Source organism: Polaromonas sp. LjRoot131 (assembly GCF_964252805.1).
GTDB lineage: Bacteria > Pseudomonadota > Gammaproteobacteria > Burkholderiales > Burkholderiaceae_C > Polaromonas.
The window spans coordinates 1,202,440-1,222,789 of the sequence record NZ_CAXUPF020000001.1; the positions used below are offsets into that span (position 1 = coordinate 1,202,440).

Consider the following 20,350-nt stretch of genomic DNA (forward strand, 5'->3'; position numbering starts at 1 on the left):
CACCCATGAACGCCATGACAGAGCCGCTTTTATTCAAACAGGTCATAGAGGGCCAGGAGCGCGAGCTCGTGAGTTTCTCCACCCACCCCAGCAAATACCAGCACTGGACGCTGAGCGTTGGTACGGGCGCTGACGCTGATGTTGCGCGCCTGAAGCTCGACATCAATGAAGACGGCGGCATCAAGCCGGGCTACAAGCTCAAGCTCAACAGCTACGACCTGGGCGTGGACATCGAACTGCACGACGCCATCAACCGCGTGCGCTTCGAGCACCCGGCCGTCAAGGTGGTGGTGTTCGAGTCGGGCAAGGAAAAGATCTGGTGCTCGGGCGCCAACATCTACATGCTGGGGTTGTCGACGCACGGCTGGAAGGTCAACTTCTGCAAATTCACCAACGAAACCCGCAACGGCCTGGAAGACTCTTCCCGCCATGACGGCCTGAAGGCAATCGCCTCGGTGACCGGCGCCTGCGCCGGTGGCGGCTACGAACTGGCCCTGGCCTGCGACCGCATCATCATGGTCGACGACCGCTCCTCCACCGTCAGCCTGCCGGAAGTGCCCTTGCTGGGCGTGCTGCCGGGCACCGGCGGCCTGACCCGCGTGACCGACAAGCGCAAGGTGCGCCGTGACCTGGCCGACATCTTCTGCACGACCTCCGAAGGCGTGCGCGCCGACCGCGCCAAGGACTGGAAGTTGATCGACGCCCATGCCAAGCCGCAGCAGTTCGGCGACTTGCTGAACACCGAAATCGAAGCGCTGCGCGCGCAGTCGACACGAGGTGCCGGTGCCAAAGGTATTGAACTGACGCCGCTCAAGGCGCTGATCGACGACGCCGGCTACCACTACAGCGTGGTTGACGCGCAGGTCGACCGCGAAAAGCGCATCGCCACCGTCACGGTGAAGGCACCCGCAAGCGCGATTGAATCCACGCCCGAGGCGATTGAAGCGGCCGGCGCCAACTGGTATCCGCTCAAGTTGCAGCGTGAGCTTGACGACGCCATCCTGAATCTGCGCACCAATGAACTCGAAGTCGGCACCTGGGTCATCAAGACCACGGGCGATGCCGGCCAGGTGATACGCATGGACGAGGTGCTGGCCAAGCTGAAGGGCCATTGGCTGGTGAAGGAAACCACGGGCGCGCTGCGCCGCACGCTGGCGCGGCTGGACGTCACCAGCCGCTCGCTGATTGCGTTGGTCGATGCGGGCTCTTGCTTTGCCGGGACCTTCTACGAACTGGCCCTGGCCTGCGACCGCATCTACATGCTCGATTTGCCCGATGCGCCCGACAGCGCGCCCGCGCTGCAACTGAGCCCCGCCAACTTCGGCTGGTTCCCGGCCGTTAACGGCCTGACGCGCCTGCAGACGCGCTTTTGCGAAGACGAGACCACGATCTCCCAGCTGCAAAAACTCGGCGACAGCCCGCTGCGCGCCGACCAGGCGCTGGCCCTGGGCCTGGTGACCCTGACGCCCGACGACATCGACTGGGAAGACGAGATCCGCATCATGCTGGAAGAGCGCGCCTCGCTCTCGCCCGACGCCATGACCGGCATGGAAGCCTCGCTGCGCTTCCCCGGCAAGGAAACCATGGAGACGCGCGTGTTCGGCCGCCTGTCTGCCTGGCAGAACTGGATTTTCATTCGCCCGAATGCGGTGGGTGAGGATGGGGCGCTCAAGCTCTTCGGAACCGGCAAGAAAGCGAAATTCGACTGGAAGAGGGTGTAACCCCCCGAAGCGCCTGCGGCGCCTCCCCCCAGGGGGCGCCACCTGCGGCCCGGCGAAGCCGGTTCCGCGCTGGCACTGGTACTGAGATCGCCGCTACCGCCTCGCAACATAGTTGAAAGAACATCATGAGCTCTATAGACCTCCAAGCCCTCATCCCCAACAACGTCCACCTGGGCGAAAACCGCCAGCTCCAGCGCGCGCTGGAGCACTGGCAACCGGCCTTCCTGAACTGGTGGGACGAGATGGGACCCAGCGACTTCAAGGCCAAGGAAGTCTATTTGCGCACCGCCGTCGGTGTCGATGCCTCGGGCTGGGCCAGCTACGGCTACACGCCCATGCCCGACTACCGCTGGGGCATCTTCCTGGCCGACAAGGAAGAGGGCCGCAAGATCGGCTTTGGCGACCACATGGGCGAAGAGGTCTGGCAGGACGTGCCCGGCGAATACCGCTCCACTTTCCGCCGCCTCATCGTGACCCAGGGCGACACCGAGCCGGCCTCGGTCGAGCAGCAGCGCCTGCTGGGCCACACCGCGCCTTCGCTGTATGACCTGCGCAACCTGTTCCAGGTCAACGTGGAGGAGGGCCGGCACCTCTGGGCCATGGTGTATTTGCTGCACGCACACTTCGGCCGTGACGGCCGCGAGGAAGCCGAAGAACTTTTGATGCGCCATAGCGGCGATGCCGACAAGCCGCGCATCCTGGGCACCTTCAACGAGCCCATGGACAACTGGTTGTCCTTCTTCATGTTCACCTATTTCACCGACCGTGACGGCAAGTTCCAGCTCAAGTCCTTCGCGGAATCTGCTTTTGACCCGCTGGCCCGCACCACGCGTTTCATGCTGACCGAAGAAGCCCACCACATGTTCGTGGGCGAGACCGGCGTGGGCCGCGTCATCAAGCGCACGCTGGAAGTCATGAAGGAACTGGACACCGACGACGTCGCCACACTGCGCAAGGCGGGTGTGATCGACCTGCCCACCATCCAGAAATTCATGAACTTCTGGTTCACCTCGTCGCTGGACCTGTTCGGTTCGGAAGCGTCGTCGAACGCCGCCAACTACTTCAGCAACGGCATCAAGGGACGGCCGGATGAAGCCAAGTTCGCCGACCACGTGGAGCTGGAGACCGAGATGAGCATCGTGGTGCCGAACGGGCAGGGCGGCCTCAAGAATGAGACGATTTCGACGCGCAACGGCATGAATGAAATCACGCGCCTCGAATACGTCAAGGACTGCAACGTCGGCGTGACGCGCTGGAACATGGGCATCAAGCGCGCGGGCGTGGACTTTGAACTGACTTTGCCGTCGACGCGCTTTCGCCGCGAAGTCGGAGCCTGGGCCGGCAACTTCACCGACCCGCTGGGCAACCCGATCAGCGCCGCCGACTTCGAGGCGAAGAAAGACCAGTGGCTGCCCACGCCGGCCGACACGGCGTTTGTGAAGAGCCTGATGAACCGCGTCACCGAACCCGGCAAGATGGCCGCCTGGATCGCGCCGCCGGATCGCGGGATCAATGCCAATCCGCTTGAGTACGAATACGTAAAACTCTAAAGGCGCGATTTAAGCCAAGTCGGGCCGCGGGACTGGCTTTGCCAGACCGCAGGCGCAGCGGCCCGGAGGGGTGGAGCCTGCGGCTCCAAAGCTGCTTGAACAGCTTTGGACAGGCGACAGAGGCGAAGCGTCTCGCGAGCCGCGGCCTGCAAGGCCTCGGGCGCTACACGCAGTGAGCAACCGTGGGGCTAACCGATATTTGCGCCGCGCGCCTTAAGAAGGTCCCGCAACAGCGAGCGATGGCAGCGCGCCTCGTTTTCGCAGTAGCAGCCCATCGCGAAGTTCGCCTGGTGCGACAGCGCCGCCAGCAGGTCGAGGTTTCGGCTGGCATCGGGCTCGTTCATTTCCGAGCGGTATTTTTTGCTGAAGGCGGCCCAGTCCTTGTCGGATTCCACACTCTGGCCCCGCTTCATGGTTTCCACGCTGGGCGCGAGGTTGGGGTACCAGACGTCGTACCAATCCTGCGAGGCGAACTCTGCCTTGGGCACGCCGCGCGGCGGCCTGCGTACCGTGCCTATGCGCAAACCCTCGTCGGCGCTGCGGGCTGTGCCCAGCCTGATGATTCTGATGGCCATGGCGGTCTCCTTATTGGCGGGATTTTGGCAGGCTTCAGGCCAAGCCACCGGATCAAGGCAGGGGCCGGACCTGCCGCGACAAGGGTTCTGTTTGCCCACACGGGGGCAGAGAAAATTGGGCGCTGCCCCGAAAAGGGCTCCGGTTCGGGCTATAATATTTGACTAGTCGGAGTGTGGCGCAGTCTGGTAGCGCACCTGGTTTGGGACCAGGGGGTCCAAGGTTCGAATCCTTGTACTCCGACCATCATTTCCCAGCAAAAAGCCCACGTCAGTGGGCTTTTTCATGTCCGCATGGCGGCGAAGCCCTCAAGACTTGAGCGGCCCGAAGTTGGACGTGCGCCAGTATTCGCGCACCTGCTCCAGTTTTTCCTGAAAATCCCGGAAATGCAGCGGCTTGCGCACATAGCTGTTGAGGCCGCCCTGGATTTCCTTCACGATCGGGGAGTATTTGGGCTCGGAGGTCAGGATGACGACGGGCACGAAGAAGGTACGGGGGTCTCCGCGCATGCGCTGCATGACTTCCGCGCCGCTGAGCCCGGGCAAATTCAGGTCCAGCATGACCAGTTCCGGCGGATGGTCGTTGGGCCGGTTGCTGTAAGCGCCCTCGCAGAAGAGGTATTCCAGGGCTTCCGTGCCGTTGCGGGCAACGATGACTTCATGGTCGGCGCCGTTTTCCTGCAGCGTCAGCAAGGTCAACTCGACGTGAGCGGGGTTATCCTCTACCAGCAGCATGGTTGGTCTGGGCATGTTTGCTCGCCTCCTTGGTTTTGACGGCCTTTGGCTCGCGACCGTAACCCCGAATATATACCTGCGGCCTTGACCGCAGGTGTAAGTGAAGTTCGCTGGTATCGGAGGGCGCAGCTTGGCGCCATGCCTGGCCTGCCCGGAGGGGATCGAACCCCCGACCCTCAGCTTAGAAGGCTGATGCTCTATCCAACTGAGCTACGGGCAGTTTGTGTGTGAGAGCCGGAGCACGGCCACGCAGAGGCGGCCGCCGTTTCCAGCTCGTCGCGAATCATACCTTCAATCGAGGGCTGAGGGCCCTGGCCAGCCGGCCTCCACCCAGCGCTTTTCAGTGCTTTTTCAGTGCTTTTCGTACTGCGTCTTGCCGAACAGCACTTCCCGCGCCTTGTCGTCGGTGATGGGCCTGCGCAGCTCGGCCAGCACCTTGACGCCGCGCTGCACGGCAGGGCGTTCGCTGATCAGGTCGAACCATTTTTTGAGGTGCGGATAGTCGGCCCAGTCTATGCCGTGGTTTTCCCAGTTACGCAGCCAGGGGAAGATGGCGATGTCGGCAATGCTGTATTCGTCGCAGGCGATGAACCGGCTGCCGGCCAGCTGCTTGTCCATCACGCCGTAAAGCCGCTTCGTCTCATTGGTGTAGCGGTTGATGGCGTAGGCTATCTTTTCGGGCGCGTACTGGCGGAAATGGTGGGTCTGCCCGATCATGGGGCCCACGCCGCCCATCTGGAACATCAGCCACTGCAGCACCTGGAACTTCAGGCGGTCGGTTTTCGGCAGCAGCTTGCCGGTTTTGGCGGCCAGGTAGAGCAGGATTGCACCGGATTCGAACACGGAGATCGGCTTGCCGTCGGGGCCGACCGGGTCGACCAGCGCCGGGATCTTGTTGTTCGGGCTGATGGCCAGGAATTCAGGCTTGAACTGGTCGCCGGTGCCGATATTGACCGGGAAGGCCTGCCAGTCGCGGCCCAACCGCAGGCCGCATTCTTCCAGCATGATGTGGACTTTGTGGCCATTGGGCGTGGGCCATGAGTAAACATTGATCATTGGGACTTCCTTGACTACTATGATGTTTGCTGCACTTTAAGAGAAAAGCGAAAACCATGTTCGAGCGGCTGAAGAAAGTCTTTGTCGGGGGTAAGGCGGATGCCGGCGATGCCGCCACGTCCGATGAGGCCGTGTCCGAATGGGCCGGCACCCGCGGCTTTTCCTTCACCGGCATGGGGCAGGGCAAGGGGTTTGCGCTCAAGGGCAATGTGGGCGGCAAGCCCTGGAAGCTGGAACGCGGCAGCGCCTCGCGCGACTACATCCGCGGCGAGGAACTGCGTGCCCGGGGCGAGATCAAGGTCAACGACGACGTCACGATCCTGGTCATGAACCGGGCCTTGAAGGAGGGGCTTGAAAAGCGCGCCTATCAGGCCTACACAGACACCCTGCAGACCACCGCCGACCACAGCATGCCCGAAGAAGTGCGCTGGCTGGCCATGTACCCCGAAGTCGGTTGGGAAAGCCTGCCCAAGCCCTTCTGGCAACGTTATGCGGTGATGGCCGACCATCGCTCCAACGCGCTGGCCTGGCTGGACTCGCAACTGGTCGAACTGCTGATGTCCTGGCCCGAACCTTCACCCGACGCGCAAGTGCCTTTTATCCTGATGGTGCTGCGCGGCAAAACCTATCTGCGTATGCAGTACACGCCGGCCGACATGCCCACCCTGGAGCATGCGGCGCTGATTTTCACCACGGCCTGCGAGTCGGCGATTGCCGGCCTTTCCAACGACCTCACGCTCTGAGCAACGGGCGACCGGGAGTCGCTCACAAAGCCCAGCGAAGCGGTCCTGGCCAGGCGTGTCGCCGCAGACAGTGCACTGGCACGGCAAGGCGACACAACAACGCCAGGAGGGCTTTGTGAGCGACTCTCAGCCGCCGCGTGTGATCGGCATTTCCACTTCGCCGGGCATCAAGAGGTGCTTGGCCAGTTCCAGCTTGGCCAGCGAGGCGCGGTGCACCTCGTCCGGGCCGTCGGCCAGACGCAGGGTGCGCTGGCTGGCGTAGGCATACGCCAGCGGGAAGTCGTCCGATACGCCACCGCCGCCATGGGCCTGGATGGCCCAGTCGATGATCTGGCAGGCCATGTTGGGCGCCACCACCTTGATCATCGCGATCTCGGCCTTGGCGACCTTGTTGCCCACGGTGTCCATCATGTAGGCGGCCTTGAGCGTCAGCAGGCGGGCCTGCTCAATCATGCAGCGGGCCTCGGCGATGCGCTCGTGCCAGACCGACTGGCTGGCGATCGGCTTGCCGAAGGCGACACGGCTGTTCAGGCGTTTGCACATCAGCTCCAGCGCGCGTTCGGCAATGCCTATGCTGCGCATGCAGTGGTGGATGCGGCCGGGGCCGAGGCGGCCCTGGGCGATCTCAAAACCGCGGCCTTCGCCCAGCAGCAGGTTGGCGGCCGGCACGCGCACATTGGTCAGGCGCACTTCCATGTGGCCGTGGGGCGCGTCGTCGTAGCCGAACACCGACAGCGGGCGGATCACGGTGATGCCGGGCGTGTTGGCGGGCACCAGGATCATCGATTGCTGCTCGTGGCGGCCGGCATCGGGATTGGTCTTGCCCATGACGATGTAGACCGCGCAGCGCGGGTCGCCCGCGCCCGACGACCACCACTTGAGGCCGTTGAGCACGTAATCGTCGCCGTCGCGCTCGATGCGGCACTGGATGTTGGTCGCGTCGGACGAGGCGACCTCGGGCTCCGTCATCAGGAAGGCCGAGCGGATCTCGCCCTTGAGCAGCGGGTCCAGCCACTGGTCCTTGTTGGCTTCGGAGCCGTAGCGGGCGATGGTTTCCATATTGCCGGTGTCCGGCGCCGAGCAGTTGAAGACCTCGGCCGCGAAGGGCACGCGGCCCATGATTTCGCACAGCGGCGCGTACTCGAGGTTGGACAGGCCTTCAGGCGCGCGCGGAGAGTGCGGCAAAAACAGGTTCCACAGGCCGGCGGCGCGGGCCTTGGGCTTGAGCTCCTCGACCAGTTTGGTGGGGACCCAGGCATTGCCCTTGGCGCGGTTTTCGGCGATCTCGCGGAAGAAACGGGCCTCATTGGGGTAGACGTTCTCGTCCATGAACTTGAGCAGGCGCGCCCGCAGTTCCTGTACTTTGGGGGTGTAGTTGAAGTCCATGAAATCTCCAGAAGGGGTGTGGGCGATGTTGTAAGAGGAATGCGGGCGGGCTTCAGCCTTGGCTCTTGAGGGCAAAGCCCCAGGCCATCCTGGCCAGCAGCGGCGCGCCGGCGGCCGAGCTGACGGCCTGGGCGCTGGAGGCGGTTCCGGCCTCGACCCGCTTGGCGATGCCCTGCAGGATGGCCGCGATGCGAAACAGGTTGTAGGCCATGTAGAAGTTCCAGTCGGCCTTGAGCGCTTCAGGCGTGGCAAGGCCGGTGCGCTCGCAATAGCGGCGTATGTACTCGGATTCGGTGGGGATGCCCAGGCTTTCGACGTCCAGCCCGCCTATGCCGCGGAAGGCCCCGGGCGGGATGTGCCAGGCCATGCAGTGGTAGCTGAAGTCGGCCAGCGGATGGCCCAGCGTGGACAGCTCCCAGTCGAGCACGGCCAGCACGCGCGGCTCGGTCGCGTGGAACAGCAGGTTGTCGAGCCGGAAGTCGCCGTGCACGATGGAGACCATGCTGTCGTCGCGGGCGCCTGCCGGGATGTTGGCCGGCAGCCATTGCATCAGGCTGTCCATCTCGGCGATGGGCTGGGTGATGGAGGCCGCGTACTGCTTGCTCCAGCGGCCTATCTGGCGCTCAAAATAGTTGCCGGGCTTGCCGTAGTCGGCCAGGCCGCGCTCGGCGAACTTCACCTTGTGCAAGGCGGAGACCACGCGGTTCATCTCGTCGTAGATCTCGCCGCGCTGGGCCTGGCTCATGCCGGGCAGGGACTGGTCCCAGAGCACGCGGCCCTCGACGAACTCCATCACGTAGAAGGCGCGGCCTATCACCGACTCGTCCTCGCAGAGGCAATACATCTTCGGCACCGGCACGTCGGTGCCCTGCAGGCCTTGCATGACCTTGAATTCGCGCTCCACCGCATGGGCCGAGGGCAGCAGTTTGGCCACAGGCCCGGGCTTGGCGCGCATCACGTAAGAGGCACCCGGCGTGATGAGTTTGTAGGTCGGGTTGGACTGGCCGCCCTTGAAGATTTCCGCCGTCAGCGGGCCCTTGAAGCCGGGCAGGTGGCTGCCCAGGTAGGCGGTGAGCGCGTCGAGGTCAAAGGCGTGCGCGCCGGACACGGCCCGCGTGCCGACAAAATGGTCGAAATTGCTCGTGCTCAAAGGGCGTGTCCCCGTGTGTTTATTTGTCGATTTCGGCTTCGGAAATGCGCATCAGGGCTTGCCGGTTGCGCACCACCAGGCCGCCCGGTTCTATGCGTATGGCTTCCTCGCGCTCCATGGACTTGAGTTCCTGGTTCACGCGTTGGCGCGAGGCGCCCAGCAGCTGGGCCAGTTCCTCCTGCGCCAGTTGCAGGCCGATGCGCACTTCGCCGCTGTCCGCCAGGCTGGGCACGCCGTAGCTGCGTACCAGGTGCAGCAGCTGCTTGGCCAGGCGCGCGCGCAGGGGCAGGGTGTTGAGGTCTTCCACCAGGCCGAAGAGCTGCCGTATGCGCCGCGCATGCAGGCGCAGCAGGGCTTCGTAGAGTTCGACGTGCTGGGTCAGGATCTTGCGCAGGTCGGCGCGCGAGACGCACAGCAGCGTGGTCTCGCCATGGGCATAGGAGTCGTGGGTGCGCCGTTCCCCGTCGAAGATCGCCACGTCGCCGACCCAGATGCCGGGCTCCACATAGGTCAGGGTGACCTGCTTGCCCGAAATCGAGGTCGAGCTCACCCGGATGGCGCCGCGCGCGCAGGATATCCATTCTTCCGGCGCATCGCCGCGGGCGCTGATGAGTTCGCCGTCTTTGTAGCGTTTGACGTAGGCGCATCGAAGTATGTCGTGCCTCAGGGATGGGGACAGGGATGAAAACCAGCGGCCGTTGTTAATGGCCTCTCGTTCCTCTATCGTAAGAATGGGATCGTCCATGGTCTGTCTTTTGAGTGACTAACAAGAGGTCCATTGTCGCTTGAGGGACCCGCCCGGCGCCAGCGGGCTGTCGCATGGGTGTCGCCCGGCCGCAGGGGCCGGGGATTTGGCGGCGAGCGGGCCGCGGCGGGCCCGCCTGCGCAGGGACCGGCTAGCGGTAGTGCGGCGTGCGCTTGTTCAGGAAGGCGTCTATGCCTTCACCGGCGTTGGCGTCGTGCAGGTTGCGCACGAAGTGGTCCTGCTCGCGGGCCAGCTGCTGGTTCAGCGTGTTGCCGGCTGCGTCGTTGATCAGTTCCTTGATGCTGGCCAGCGCATTCGGTGCGCGCGCATTGAGGTTGTCGGCCAGTTGCAGGGCCTGGGCCAGGGCCTCGCCCGGGGCCGTGACACGGTTGACCAGTCCGAGATCATGCAGGCGGCGTGGGCCTATGCGCTCGCCGGTCATTAACAGTTCACTAGCCAGTGCACGGGGCAGCGCGCGCGCCAGGGCCCAGCTGCCGCCGCCATCAGGTGACAGCGCGACTGTGCTGTAGGACATCACAAACACCGCGTTGTCGGCCGCCACCACAAAATCGCAGGCCAGCACCAGCGAAAAACCGGCGCCGGCGGCCGGGCCTTCCACGGCGGCGATCACCGGCTTGGGGTAGGTGCGTATCGAGTCTATCCAGTTGTGCAGGCCTTCGATGCTCTGGGCCTGCACCTCGGGTGCTTCACGGCGGTTGGCCTGCAGCCGCTGCAGGTTGCCGCCCGCGCAGAAGATAGCCCCCTCGCCGGTGATGACCACGCTGCGGATGTCGGGATTGTTCTCGGCGGCGTTCAAGGCCTCAATGCCGGCCGCGTAAATGTCCGGACCCAGGGCATTCCTGAATTCCGGGTTGCTGATCGTCAGGATAAGGGTCTGGCCCTCGCTCGTGCCTTTGATTGCGCCTGCCATGTCAATCTTTCAAAAATGGTGACACCCCTGTCGGATGCTCACTTCGTGTAGCACCTTCCCCCCTCGAGGGAGCGGCGCCTGCGGCCTGGCAAAGCCAGTTCCGCGGCGCCTGCTGGTGGGGACGCCGCAAAATTGCGGCCTTTGTGGCTTGCTTCACTCTTCGTGTAATAGGCTAAGTCCGATGGCGCCGCGGCGCCGCAGCCAGGGGGAAGGGCGGTAGCGCTGGTCGCCGTAGACGGTCTGCATGTTGAACAGCACTTCCAGCACATTGGTGGGGCCGTAGCGATCACCCATGGCCAACGGGCCCATGGGATAGCCGAGGCCGAGCGTCACGGCGGTCTCCAGGTCTTTCGGGCTGCAAATGCCCTGCTGGCAGATGTCGCTGGCAATGTTGACGATGGCGGCCACCACGCGCTGGGTGACGAAGCCGCCACTGTCGCGGATCACGCTGACGGCCTTGCCGTCACGGGCGAAGAGGGCGTGGGCCGCGTCGCGCATATCGCTGCGCGTGGCCGGGTTGGTGGCCAGCACGCGCCGCTTGGTGGCCGCGTCGTCGATCAGCATGTCGATGCCGATGGTGCGGGCCGGGTCCAGGCGCTCCACCACGGCCACCGTGGTGATGTCAAAGCCCAGAGGCGCGACCAGCATCAGGGCCTGCGGCGAGGCGGAGGCGCCGGTCTCGATTTTGGCGCCCAGGTTCTTGAGCAGCTGCAGCAGTTCCGAGCGCCGGGAAGCACGCGGCGAGACCCACACCGGCGGAAGTTCGGCGACCTCGGGAACGGGGGGCTCGGGCGGCACCTGCATGACGCCGTCCGCATAGCGGTAAAAGCCTTCGCCGGTCTTGCGGCCCAGCATGCCGCCGGCCAGGCGCTGCGCCGTGATCACGCTGGGGCGGTAGCGGGCTTCTTCATAGTACTGGTGGTAAATCGACTCCATCACGGGATGGGAGACGTCGAGCGCGGTGAGGTCCATCAGTTCGAAAGGGCCCAGCTTGAAGCCGGCCTGGTCGCGCAGGATACGGTCTATGGTGGCGAAATCGGCAATGCCTTCGCTGACGATGCGCAGCGCTTCGGTGCCGAAGCCCCGGCCGGCGTGGTTGACGATGAAGCCGGGTGTGTCCTGCGCCTGCACGGGTGTGTGGCCCATCTGCCGGGCATACTGGCTCAGGCCCTCGCAAACCGCAGGGCTGGTCTTCAGGCCCGCGATCACTTCGACCACTTTCATCAGCGGAACCGGGTTGAAGAAATGAAAGCCGGCCAGGCGCTCGGGGTGTTTGAGCGCGGCTGCGATGGCCGTCACCGAAAGCGATGAGGTATTGCTGGCCAGCACGGCGCTGGCGGGCACCAGGGCTTCGAGTTCGGCGAACAGCGCGCGCTTGACGTCCAGGCGTTCCACGATGGCTTCGATGACGAGGTCGCAGCCCGCCAGGTCGGCCAGGGTGCCGGCGAGCAGCAGCCGGTCCTTGTGGCCCTTGGCCACGGCGGCCTCGAGTCGGCCTTTTTCGACCAGCTTGTCCCATTGGGCACAAATCGCTTCGCGCGCCTTTTCGGCGGCGCCCGCTTGCGCATCCATCAGCTTGACGGTGCTGCCGGCCTGCGCCGCGATCTGCGCGATGCCCCGACCCATGGCGCCTGTGCCAACTATTCCCACATTTGCAAAATTTACTTTCATGGCCGAATTATGGCTGAGCGTATTCGGCAAAGGTGCATGTCAAAATTTGCGCACCCCATGAAAGCCACCGAGAAGTTCCTGAAATACCTGTTTAGCGCTTTGCTGATGGGGCTGGCCGCCAACACACTGGCGGCGTCCCTGGGACGCATGCGCGGCGCGGCCATGGTGGGGCACCCGCTGGACGTCACCCTGTCCGCGCAACTGGACAGCGCCGAAAATCCTTCTTCCGCCTGCGTATCTGCCGATGTGTTTTTCGGCGACAGCCAGGTGTCCCCTGACAGGGTACGCACTGCGATCTCGCCGGGTGCCGGTGCGGGTGAAATTCTTGTCCGCATCCGCACGACGTCGGCGCTGGATGAGCCGGTCGTGACGATCTTTGCACGCGAAGGCTGCCAGCAAAAGAATTCGCGCAAGTACGTCCTGCTGGCCGAGATGCTGGGCGACAACACGGCCCCGGTGTCTTCGGCCCTTGCGCAAGCGGCGGCGGCGGCAAGCTCGGTACAGCTTCGCCCGGCAGCGCCATCCCGCGTCGGGACATCGAGGGCGAAGCCTGAAACCCGCGCCGGGATGGCCTCCTCGCTGGCTACACCGCCGGTCCGCGCGGCAGGCAAACCTCCGGCGCCGGTGCGTCAATCGCGGGCACGGCTGCAACTGGCTCCCATTGACCTCACCATCGAACGCGACCCGGTGCTTCGTTCATCGCCGGAACTGCTGACGCCGCCCTCCATCGATGCCCAGCAACGGACCACCGCGGCCGCCTTGTGGCAGGCCTTGAACGCCCAGCCGCAAGACATGCTCCGCGACGGCCAGCGCCTCAAGTCCCTGGAGTCCGACGTGGCCGCCATGCTGGCGCAAAGCCGCAAAACCGAACAGGCCGTGACGGAGCTGCGCGGCCAGCTGGAGCAGGCGCGCCAGGAGCGTTACAGCAACTGGCTGGTGTATGCCCTGGGCGCTGTCCTGCTGTTCGTGCTGCTGGCGGCCGGCCTTCTATGGCGGCGTAACCGGCAGCACGCGTTGCGCTTCAGCCATGGCCCCTGGTGGGACAAGAATGGCGAACAGAGTGGGTTTGCGGCCGATGCCGGGCCGGCCTCCGGGCATGCCGGCACTGTGCCGGCGCACGAGGAGCGCGTACCCAAGCCCGCGGTGGACCTCGACCTGGACGCGCTTCATTTCGAAAGCACACGCAAGCTGCCCGCGGCCAGGCCGGTGGAAGCTGATCGCCCGGAATTCCTGCCCAGCCTGGGCGGCTTGAGCGGCATGCCCCGTCTCGTCAATGCCGAAGAGCTTTTTGACGTCCAGCAGCAGGCGGACTTTTTCCTCTCGCTGGGCCATCCCGACAAGGCGGTGGATGTCCTGCGCCTGCACATCATGGACAACGTGGAGACGAGCGCACTGGTCTACCTGGACCTGTTCGACCTCTACCACAGCCTGGGCCGCAGGGACGACTACGACGCGCTGCGCAAGGATTTCCACCGCATGTTCAATGCCCAGGTTCCCGCCTTCGACGACTATGCGATAGACACGCACGGCCTGGAGTTCTATGTGACGGCCCTCACGCGCATTGAGTCGCTGTGGTCCACGCCCAAGGTACTGAACGTCCTGGAGGAGTCCATCTTCCGCAAGCCCGATTCGCGCAGCGAGGTTTTCAGCCTTGCGGCTTACCGCGAACTGCTGCTGCTTCACTCCATCGCTAAGAAGCTTATGTCCCGGTCTGGGGAGGCGGAAGAAGAGGGCAGCGAGCCTGCGCTGGCTTCCGCCCTGGATGTGCCGGCAGCCTTGCCGCAAACGACCGGCTTCGGCCCGACCAATATCCTGCCTTTGTCAGCCCGGTTTCAGGGACCGCCTGCGCAGCTTGCCGCCGCGCTTCCCAGCGCAGTGGCGGCTGCCCTTGTTACGGAGATCGCATCGACGCCCGACCTGACGCGGCCACCGGTTTCATCGAGGCTGGGGCTGGACATCGACTTGAGCCAGGACGTGGGCGGCGCGCTTGAACCGCTGCCTCCCATCGTGGTGATGGACGCGGGGGTCGAAGCCGAAGACTTCGGCAACCTCATCGAGTTCGATCTCGACACCCCACTCGCCGCATCAACCCGGAACGCCTGAGCACGGCGCTTTTTGGCCCGCTTTGGGGGAAAGGCACCACCTAGCGCCGCACTTGCAGGGCGCCGGGGTTCACGATATTGGTGGGCGTACCCTTGATGAAATTGACCACGTTGTCGAAGGCCGCGCCGAAGTAGAGCTCATAGCTGTCTTGCTCCACATAGCCGATGTGCGGCGTGCAGATGCAGTTTTCCAGGCGAAGCAGCGCATGGCCCTGCAGGATGGGCTCGGATTCAAACACGTCGATCGCTGCTAGGCCGGGACGGCCGCGGTTGAGCGAGGCAATCAGGGCCTCGGGTTCTATCAGTTCGGCGCGCGAGGTGTTGACCAGCAAGGACGTGGTTTTCATGCGCGACAGGTCTTCGAGCGTGACGATGCCGCGGGTTTCGTCGTTCAGGCGCAGATGCAGGCTCAGCACGTCGCTTTGCTCGAAAAACTCGGCCTTGCTGCCGGCGATCTCATAGCCATCGGCCTGGGCCCGTTCGCGCGAGGCGTCGCGGCCCCAGATGATGACCCGCATGCCGAAGGCCCGGCCGTAGCCAGCGACGATTTGCCCGATCTTTCCGTAGCTCCAGATGCCCAGGGTCTTGCCTTTGAGGACGGAACCTATGCCGAAATTCGGCGGCATGGAGGCCGACTTGAGGCCGGCCTGCTGCCAGGCGCCGTGCTTGAGGTGGGCCACGTAGTGGGGAATGCGGCGCATGGCGGCCATGACCAGTGCCCAGGCCAGCTCGGCCGGTGCCGTGGGCGAGCCGGTGCCTTCGGCGACCGCGATACCGCGCTCGGTGCAGGCGGCGACGTCGACATGGCTTCCGACACGGCCGGTCTGCACGATCAGTTTGAGCTTGGGAAGTTTTTCAATGACCTGCCGGTTGAGCTGGGTCCGTTCGCGGATGAGGACGATCACGTCGGCATCCTTGAGCCGGACGGACAGCTGGCCTATGCCTTTGACGGTGTTGGTGTAGACCTTGGCGGGGTAGGCCTCCAATTTGGCAGCGCAGTTCAGTTTTCGCACTGCATCCTGGTAGTCGTCGAGGATCACAATATTCATGCCGATATTGTGCCTGCAAGATTTTTCTTCCTTGCGGGAAGGGCTACCCGAATGCGCGCATTTTGTATCGCAAGGAAACTTGCCGCGGCATTTCAGTCTTGCCGCTGCGCACCGTGCGGGTTCATGGACCTTCGTGCAGCCGGGAAATCGCCCCCCTCAGAGCCGCCGAAGGCGGGCAGGGCCTTTTTTATTGCAAGGCGGCCTCGCGCTGGGCCATGCGTTCAAGCTCCGCGCAGACGTCGGCCATACGGCCGGAGATGACCATGCGGCCGGCGCAAGCCGGGCTGACATTGGCATCGAATTCGCGCACGATGCGAAGGCGGCTGGGAGTGGGGGCCTGGGGCCGTGCCTTGCAGGCTTGGGTGGATTCGCGCGGTGCAGCAGCGGCACCCGAGGAAAAAGGCAGGACCAACTGGCCGGTTGCACGCTGGGCGCGTGCGGGCGCGGAAAACCGGTCGGACCTGGTTTGGGCTGGCACAAACCACGCTGCCAGCGCGTGCACGGGAGCCAGCAGGAGGGACAGAAGGGGTGAATGTGAAAAACTGACGATTCCCATGATGAACTCCTGTATGAGAGAGGTTTACACAGGCAGGATTTCGGACCGGCAACAGGCCGGCAGGGCCGCCGCACCAGGGTGTTGGCTATAACAGCCAAACGCCCGCCACCTGGTGCATGGCCGGATCGGAAGGCTTACATCAGCATGGTGTTGCGTATCAAACCGACGGCCAGGCCTTCGAGTTCAAACGGCTCACCGGGCTCGACCACAATGATGTTGAAGTCGGGGTTTTCGGGCAAAAGCTCGATCAGGTTCTTGTTGCGGCGAAAGCGTTTGACGGTGACTTCATCGCCCAGGCGGGCTACGACGATCTGGCCGTTCTTGGCTTCCTTGGCCTGTTTGACGGCCAGCAGGTCGCCGTCCATGATGCCCACGTCGCGCATGCTCATGCCGCGAACCTTGAGCAGGTAATCGGGCTGGCGCTGAAACAGGCTGCTTTCAAAATAATAGGTTTGCTCGATATGTTCCTGCGCGAGAATCGGGCTGCCAGCAGCAACCCGCCCTACCAAAGGTAGGGCGAGCTGGGCCAGGCTTTGCAACGGCAGGGAAAACTGTTTGGTACGCGATTCGTTGATGGAACGCAGGGTGTCGCCGCGCAGGCGTATGCCGCGAGAAGTGCCGCTGACGAGCTCAATGACGCCTTTGCGGGCCAGCGCCTGCAGATGTTCTTCGGCGGCGTTGGCGGACTTGAAACCCAGTTCGTTCGCGATTTCGGCACGGGTGGGCGGTGCGCCGGTACGGGCGATGGCGCTCTGGATGAGTTCCAGGATTTGTTGCTGACGCGCCGTGAGCTTGGGACCTTCGGAGGGAAAATGCGGGAAATCGGCGAGGATGCTCATGGCGGGACTCCTATGGTTCTTCAGATAAAGGCAGAACTGAGGGCTGCAAACTGTTTGCCTGCCGTCGACCTGTTTTAATATCCAGTACCTGTATTTTCATCCAGTTTTTAAAAGATTGCAAGATCACTTTCCATGCATCCTCAAAATATTGTGATTCTGGGCACCGGCGGCACGATTGCCGGGCGGGCCGCTAACGTTTCGGACAACATCGGCTACACCGCCGCTCAGGTGGGCGTCGAAGAGCTTCTGGCCGCGATCCCCACCCTTGCGCAGGCCGGCACGGTGCTGACGGAGCAGGTGGCACAGGTCGACAGCAAGGACATGAGTTTTGCGGTGTGGGCCAAGCTCGCCGCGCGCGTCAGTCATTACCTCGCGCAGCCCGACGTCCAGGGCATCGTCATCACCCATGGCACCGATACGCTGGAAGAAACCGCTTTTTTCCTGCAAGCGCTGTTGGCGCCGGCCAAACCCGTGGTGCTGACCTGCGCGATGCGCCCGGCTACGGCGCTGGCTCCTGATGGGCCGCAAAACCTGCTGGATGCGGTGGCGGTGGCGCGCCATGCGGGAGCACAGGGCGTGGTGGCGGTGTGCGCCGGCGTGGTCCACGGTGCGGCGGACGTCCAGAAGGCACATACCTACCGGCTTGACCCTTTCACTTCGGGCGATGCCGGACCCATCGGCTATGTGGAGGAGGGGCGGCTGAGGCAGCTGCGCAGCTGGCCGCAAGCCCAGGCGGGCCGCGTGCAGGCCGCCGCTGGAACCATCGCCAGCCTGGCCAGCACCGCCGTGCCCCGTGTCGAAGTCCTCATGAACCATGCCGGCGCCGGCGGCGCCATCGTGCAAGCCCTGCAGGCACAGGGCGTGCAGGGCTTGGTGGTGGCCGGTACCGGCAACGGCAGCCTGCACCACGAACTGGAGGCTGCCTTGCTCAAGGCGCAAGCCGCGGGCATCAAGGTGGTTCGCGCCAGCCGCTGCACCGCCGGGCGGGTGCTGCCGACCCCGGCTGACGCAATTCCGGATTCAGACGGCCTGAGCCCGGTCAAGGCCAGGGTCCAGCTGATCCTGCAACTGCTGGCCTGATTCCCGAGCCCGGCATCGCAGGCGCGCCGGGTTTCAACCCATTCCTTTTTTTGACCTTCGCGGACCTTCCATGCAAACCCCGTACGAACTCGGCAACCAGAACCAGACCACGACCTGGGATGCCTGCATCCGGTTTTACGAAGCGCTGGCGCTGCGTTGTCCCGGCATCCTGCAGTTCTCGCAGATTGGCGTTTCCGACGCCGGCGTGCCCCTGCACGCGGGGATCGTGAGCGCCGACGGCGTGTTTGACCGCGAGCAGATCCGGCGAGCGGGGCGCGCCGTCTTTTTCAACAACAACGGCATCCACCCCGGCGAGCCCGAAGGCATAGACGCCTGCATGGCGCTGGTGCGCGACCTGTGCCTGGAGCCGGAGCGCCTGGCCGCGCTGGGCAGCACGGTCTACCTGTTCATCCCGGTCTACAACGTCGACGGCAGCTGCAACCGCGGTGATGCCAGCCGTGTCAACCAGGACGGGCCGGAGTCTTTCGGCTTTCGCGGCAACAGCCTGCACCTGGACCTGAACCGCGACTTCATCAAGTGCGACAGCCTCAACGCGCAGCTGTTCAACCGCTTCTTCACGGCCTGGGACCCGGACGTGATGGTCGACACCCACACTTCCAACGGCGCGGACTACAGCTACACCATGACGCTGATCCACACCCAGGCTGACAAGCTGGGCGGCGGCCTGGGCGCTTTCCTGCGGGAGCGCATGCTGCCGGTGATTTACCAGGGCATGGAGGCACGCGGCTGGCCGACCTGCCCCTATGTGAACCCCGTGCACGTGAGCCCGGACCAGGGGATTGCCGATTTCCTGGAGGTGCCGCGGTTCTCCACCGGCTACGCGGCGCTGAACCACACCATAGGCTTCATGCCCGAGACCCATATGCTCAAGCCCTTCAAGGATCGCTATGAGTCCATGCGCGCGCTGCTGGACGTGACGCTGGCCTTCACGGTGGCGAACGCGCCGGAGATTCAGGCGCTGCGGCGGCAGGCCCGGCAAGCGGGCGGCAGGACGCATTGGCCCATCCGCTGGAAGCTCGATGAAACCCGCCGCTCACGCCTGCGCTTCAAGGGTTATGCCGCGCTACACTCGCCCAGCCTGCTGGGAAACTACCAGCGCCTGTCCTATGACAGGAGTCAGCCTTGGGAACGCGAGATCGACTACTTCACGCACTTCTCGGCAGAAGTTTCCGTGCCCGCGCCTCTGGCCTACGTCGTCCCGCAAGCGTGGCGCGCTGTCATCGAGCGCCTGGACTGGAACGGCGTCAAGATGGAGCGCCTGGGCAAGTCCCGCACGGTGCAGGCCAAGGTCAGCCGCATCCAGAGCGTGCAAAGCCGCGCTGGTGCCTATGAAGGCCACATGTTCCATGACGAAGTCACGCTGGAAACCAGCGTGGAGGCCGTCGAACTGCAGGCCGGCGACTGGTGGGTGCCGCTGGACCAGGACAAGGCCCGGTATGCCGTCGAAACCCTGGAGCCGCAAGCGCATGACAGCTTCTTTCGCTGGGGATTTTTCAACAGCATCCTCGAAAAGAAAGAGCATTTCTCGGACTACGTCTTCGAAGATATGGCGCTGCAGCTGCTCGAGCAGGAGCCGGCGCTGCGCGCCCGTTTTGAGCAGTGGAAGGCGGCCAATCCCCAACTGCTGTCGGACCCCCAACAAGTCCTGGGTTTTATCTTCGAGAATTGCGCGCGCTACGCCGAGCCGCAATGGCGCCGCTATCCGGTGCTGTCGATTTTTGAGCGCCCATGAAAAAAGCCGTCGGAAGACGGCTTTTTTATGAGCGTGTGGGCAGTTTAAGCCGACAGGGCCTCGAAGGCGCGCGCCGTGATCTGGTCTACCGTGCCCATGCCGCTGATGGCGCGGTACTTGGGTGCGGCGTCGGGCGCGACCTTGGCCCAGCCTGAGTAGTAGTCCACCAGCGGGCGGGTTTGGGCGCTGTAGACCTCCAGCCGCTTGCGCACGGTTTCTTCCTTGTCGTCATCACGCTGGATCAGCGGCTCGCCGGTCACGTCGTCCTTGCCCTCGACCTTGGGCGGGTTGAACTTGACGTGGTAGGTGCGGCCCGAAGCGGGGTGTGAGCGGCGTCCGCTCATGCGTTCGATGATGGCTTCAAAGGGCACGTCGATTTCCAGCACGTAGTCGAGCTTGACGCCGGCCGACTTCATTGCGTCGGCCTGGGGGATGGTGCGCGGAAAACCGTCGAACAGAAAGCCCTTGGCGCAATCGGGCTGGGCAATGCGTTCCTTCACGAGGTTGATGATCAGGTCGTCGCTGACCAGCGCGCCGGCATCCATGATTTTTTTGGCTTCAATTCCCAGGGGTGTGCCGGCCTTGACGGCCGCGCGCAGCATGTCGCCGGTGGAAATCTGGGGGATGCCGTACTTCTGGCAGATGAAGGTCGCTTGCGTCCCCTTGCCCGCGCCAGGCGCGCCCAACAATATCAGTCTCATGGATGTCCTC

At 64.1% G+C, this 20,350-nt stretch carries 18 protein-coding genes and 2 tRNA genes; 7 read left to right on the top strand and 13 right to left on the bottom strand.

Annotated elements, in window-relative coordinates; all coding sequences use genetic code 11:
• Window positions 1–5 precede the first annotated feature (5 nt).
• Both boxC and boxB read left to right on the top strand, forming a co-directional pair.
• Entirely contained in the window at window positions 6–1,721 is a 1,716-nt protein-coding gene (boxC, locus tag ACSQ27_RS05535; protein WP_436154459.1) for a 2,3-epoxybenzoyl-CoA dihydrolase, read from the top strand.
• A gap of 125 nt (window positions 1,722–1,846) precedes the next feature.
• A complete protein-coding gene (gene boxB / locus ACSQ27_RS05540; protein ID WP_436154460.1) occupies window positions 1,847–3,271 on the top strand; it encodes a benzoyl-CoA 2,3-epoxidase subunit BoxB in 1,425 nt (474 codons plus the stop codon).
• A gap of 188 nt (window positions 3,272–3,459) precedes the next feature.
• Here the strand turns inward: boxB and ACSQ27_RS05545 are convergent, their stop codons facing one another.
• Window positions 3,460–3,846, bottom strand: a complete 387-nt coding sequence (locus ACSQ27_RS05545) for a DUF488 domain-containing protein (protein ID WP_436154461.1) — start codon at window positions 3,844–3,846, stop codon at window positions 3,460–3,462.
• A 167-nt stretch (window positions 3,847–4,013) separates the two neighbouring features.
• Here ACSQ27_RS05545 and ACSQ27_RS05550 point away from each other — a divergent pair.
• Window positions 4,014–4,090: transfer RNA gene (locus tag ACSQ27_RS05550), tRNA-Pro, on the top strand.
• Between the two features lie 62 nt (window positions 4,091–4,152).
• Here ACSQ27_RS05550 and ACSQ27_RS05555 read toward each other — a convergent pair.
• The 3 genes from ACSQ27_RS05555 to ACSQ27_RS05565 form a co-directional block, all read right to left on the bottom strand.
• Complete coding sequence (locus ACSQ27_RS05555) at window positions 4,153–4,593, bottom strand: response regulator (protein ID WP_436154462.1); 441 nt, start codon at window positions 4,591–4,593, stop codon at window positions 4,153–4,155.
• A 128-nt stretch (window positions 4,594–4,721) separates the two neighbouring features.
• Window positions 4,722–4,798: transfer RNA gene (locus ACSQ27_RS05560), tRNA-Arg, on the bottom strand.
• A 131-nt stretch (window positions 4,799–4,929) separates the two neighbouring features.
• Window positions 4,930–5,634, bottom strand: coding sequence for a glutathione binding-like protein (locus ACSQ27_RS05565; protein WP_436154463.1), 705 nt, complete (start codon window positions 5,632–5,634; stop codon window positions 4,930–4,932).
• A 56-nt stretch (window positions 5,635–5,690) separates the two neighbouring features.
• Here ACSQ27_RS05565 and ACSQ27_RS05570 point away from each other — a divergent pair, with 56 nt between their 5' ends.
• Window positions 5,691–6,377: a hypothetical protein gene (locus ACSQ27_RS05570; protein WP_436154464.1), complete on the top strand. Its 687-nt coding sequence runs from the start codon at window positions 5,691–5,693 to the stop codon at window positions 6,375–6,377.
• Between the two features lie 126 nt (window positions 6,378–6,503).
• Here the strand turns inward: ACSQ27_RS05570 and ACSQ27_RS05575 are convergent, their stop codons facing one another.
• The 5 genes from ACSQ27_RS05575 to ACSQ27_RS05595 form a co-directional block, all read right to left on the bottom strand.
• Window positions 6,504–7,763 (bottom strand): acyl-CoA dehydrogenase family protein, encoded by a 1,260-nt coding sequence (locus ACSQ27_RS05575; RefSeq protein ID WP_436154465.1) that lies wholly within the window; start codon window positions 7,761–7,763, stop codon window positions 6,504–6,506.
• A 52-nt stretch (window positions 7,764–7,815) separates the two neighbouring features.
• Entirely contained in the window at window positions 7,816–8,913 is a 1,098-nt protein-coding gene (locus tag ACSQ27_RS05580; RefSeq protein ID WP_436154466.1) for a phosphotransferase, read from the bottom strand.
• A 19-nt stretch (window positions 8,914–8,932) separates the two neighbouring features.
• On the bottom strand, window positions 8,933–9,658 hold the full coding sequence (locus ACSQ27_RS05585; RefSeq protein WP_436154467.1) for a Crp/Fnr family transcriptional regulator: 726 nt from the start codon (window positions 9,656–9,658) through the stop codon (window positions 8,933–8,935).
• 151 nt (window positions 9,659–9,809) lie between these two features.
• On the bottom strand, window positions 9,810–10,589 hold the full coding sequence (locus ACSQ27_RS05590) for an oxepin-CoA hydrolase, alternative type (RefSeq protein ID WP_436154468.1): 780 nt from the start codon (window positions 10,587–10,589) through the stop codon (window positions 9,810–9,812).
• Window positions 10,590–10,742: 153 nt separating this feature from the next.
• Window positions 10,743–12,260: a 3-hydroxyacyl-CoA dehydrogenase gene (locus ACSQ27_RS05595; RefSeq protein ID WP_436154469.1), complete on the bottom strand. Its 1,518-nt coding sequence runs from the start codon at window positions 12,258–12,260 to the stop codon at window positions 10,743–10,745.
• 57 nt (window positions 12,261–12,317) lie between these two features.
• Between ACSQ27_RS05595 and ACSQ27_RS05600 the strand changes: the two genes are divergently transcribed.
• On the top strand, window positions 12,318–14,363 hold the full coding sequence (locus ACSQ27_RS05600) for a type IV pilus assembly protein FimV (RefSeq protein ID WP_436154470.1): 2,046 nt from the start codon (window positions 12,318–12,320) through the stop codon (window positions 14,361–14,363).
• Between the two features lie 40 nt (window positions 14,364–14,403).
• Here the strand turns inward: ACSQ27_RS05600 and ACSQ27_RS05605 are convergent, their stop codons facing one another.
• The 3 genes from ACSQ27_RS05605 to lexA all read right to left on the bottom strand — a co-directional run bounded on the left by ACSQ27_RS05605 (window position 14,404) and on the right by lexA (window position 16,806).
• On the bottom strand, window positions 14,404–15,411 hold the full coding sequence (locus ACSQ27_RS05605; protein WP_436154471.1) for a D-2-hydroxyacid dehydrogenase family protein: 1,008 nt from the start codon (window positions 15,409–15,411) through the stop codon (window positions 14,404–14,406).
• A 187-nt stretch (window positions 15,412–15,598) separates the two neighbouring features.
• Window positions 15,599–15,967 (bottom strand): hypothetical protein, encoded by a 369-nt coding sequence (locus ACSQ27_RS05610; protein WP_436154472.1) that lies wholly within the window; start codon window positions 15,965–15,967, stop codon window positions 15,599–15,601.
• A 134-nt stretch (window positions 15,968–16,101) separates the two neighbouring features.
• On the bottom strand, window positions 16,102–16,806 hold the full coding sequence (lexA, locus tag ACSQ27_RS05615) for a transcriptional repressor LexA (protein WP_436154473.1): 705 nt from the start codon (window positions 16,804–16,806) through the stop codon (window positions 16,102–16,104).
• A gap of 132 nt (window positions 16,807–16,938) precedes the next feature.
• On the opposite strand from lexA, the gene ACSQ27_RS05620 reads away from it, so the two are divergent.
• Together ACSQ27_RS05620 and ACSQ27_RS05625 are read left to right on the top strand one after the other, a co-directional pair.
• The gene (locus ACSQ27_RS05620; protein ID WP_436154474.1) at window positions 16,939–17,886 is read left to right on the top strand and encodes an asparaginase; all 948 of its coding nucleotides are present in this window, start codon (window positions 16,939–16,941) and stop codon (window positions 17,884–17,886) included.
• A gap of 70 nt (window positions 17,887–17,956) precedes the next feature.
• Entirely contained in the window at window positions 17,957–19,639 is a 1,683-nt protein-coding gene (locus tag ACSQ27_RS05625; protein WP_436154475.1) for a M14 family zinc carboxypeptidase, read from the top strand.
• Window positions 19,640–19,683: 44 nt separating this feature from the next.
• On the opposite strand, the gene adk is transcribed toward ACSQ27_RS05625, so the two are convergent.
• Window positions 19,684–20,340, bottom strand: coding sequence for an adenylate kinase (adk, locus tag ACSQ27_RS05630; RefSeq protein ID WP_436154476.1), 657 nt, complete (start codon window positions 20,338–20,340; stop codon window positions 19,684–19,686).
• Window positions 20,341–20,350: the final 10 nt, after the last annotated feature.

Bases quoted from the DNA above. Each gene is read 5' to 3' on its own strand.
- ACSQ27_RS05620 (WP_436154474.1), top strand. From the start codon at position 16,939: ATGCATCCTCAAAATATTGTGATTCTGGGCACCGGCGGCACGATTGCC.
- boxC (WP_436154459.1), top strand. From the start codon at position 6: ATGAACGCCATGACAGAGCCGCTTTTATTCAAACAGGTCATAGAGGGC.
- boxB (WP_436154460.1), top strand. From the start codon at position 1,847: ATGAGCTCTATAGACCTCCAAGCCCTCATCCCCAACAACGTCCACCTG.
- adk (WP_436154476.1), bottom strand. From the start codon at position 20,340: ATGAGACTGATATTGTTGGGCGCGCCTGGCGCGGGCAAGGGGACGCAA.
- lexA (WP_436154473.1), bottom strand. From the start codon at position 16,806: ATGAGCATCCTCGCCGATTTCCCGCATTTTCCCTCCGAAGGTCCCAAG.
- ACSQ27_RS05605 (WP_436154471.1), bottom strand. From the start codon at position 15,411: ATGAATATTGTGATCCTCGACGACTACCAGGATGCAGTGCGAAAACTG.
- ACSQ27_RS05600 (WP_436154470.1), top strand. From the start codon at position 12,318: ATGAAAGCCACCGAGAAGTTCCTGAAATACCTGTTTAGCGCTTTGCTG.
- ACSQ27_RS05565 (WP_436154463.1), bottom strand. From the start codon at position 5,634: ATGATCAATGTTTACTCATGGCCCACGCCCAATGGCCACAAAGTCCAC.
- ACSQ27_RS05590 (WP_436154468.1), bottom strand. From the start codon at position 10,589: ATGGCAGGCGCAATCAAAGGCACGAGCGAGGGCCAGACCCTTATCCTG.
- ACSQ27_RS05610 (WP_436154472.1), bottom strand. From the start codon at position 15,967: ATGGGAATCGTCAGTTTTTCACATTCACCCCTTCTGTCCCTCCTGCTG.
- ACSQ27_RS05575 (WP_436154465.1), bottom strand. From the start codon at position 7,763: ATGGACTTCAACTACACCCCCAAAGTACAGGAACTGCGGGCGCGCCTG.
- ACSQ27_RS05545 (WP_436154461.1), bottom strand. From the start codon at position 3,846: ATGGCCATCAGAATCATCAGGCTGGGCACAGCCCGCAGCGCCGACGAG.
- ACSQ27_RS05625 (WP_436154475.1), top strand. From the start codon at position 17,957: ATGCAAACCCCGTACGAACTCGGCAACCAGAACCAGACCACGACCTGG.
- ACSQ27_RS05570 (WP_436154464.1), top strand. From the start codon at position 5,691: ATGTTCGAGCGGCTGAAGAAAGTCTTTGTCGGGGGTAAGGCGGATGCC.
- ACSQ27_RS05595 (WP_436154469.1), bottom strand. From the start codon at position 12,260: ATGAAAGTAAATTTTGCAAATGTGGGAATAGTTGGCACAGGCGCCATG.
- ACSQ27_RS05555 (WP_436154462.1), bottom strand. From the start codon at position 4,593: ATGCCCAGACCAACCATGCTGCTGGTAGAGGATAACCCCGCTCACGTC.
- ACSQ27_RS05585 (WP_436154467.1), bottom strand. From the start codon at position 9,658: ATGGACGATCCCATTCTTACGATAGAGGAACGAGAGGCCATTAACAAC.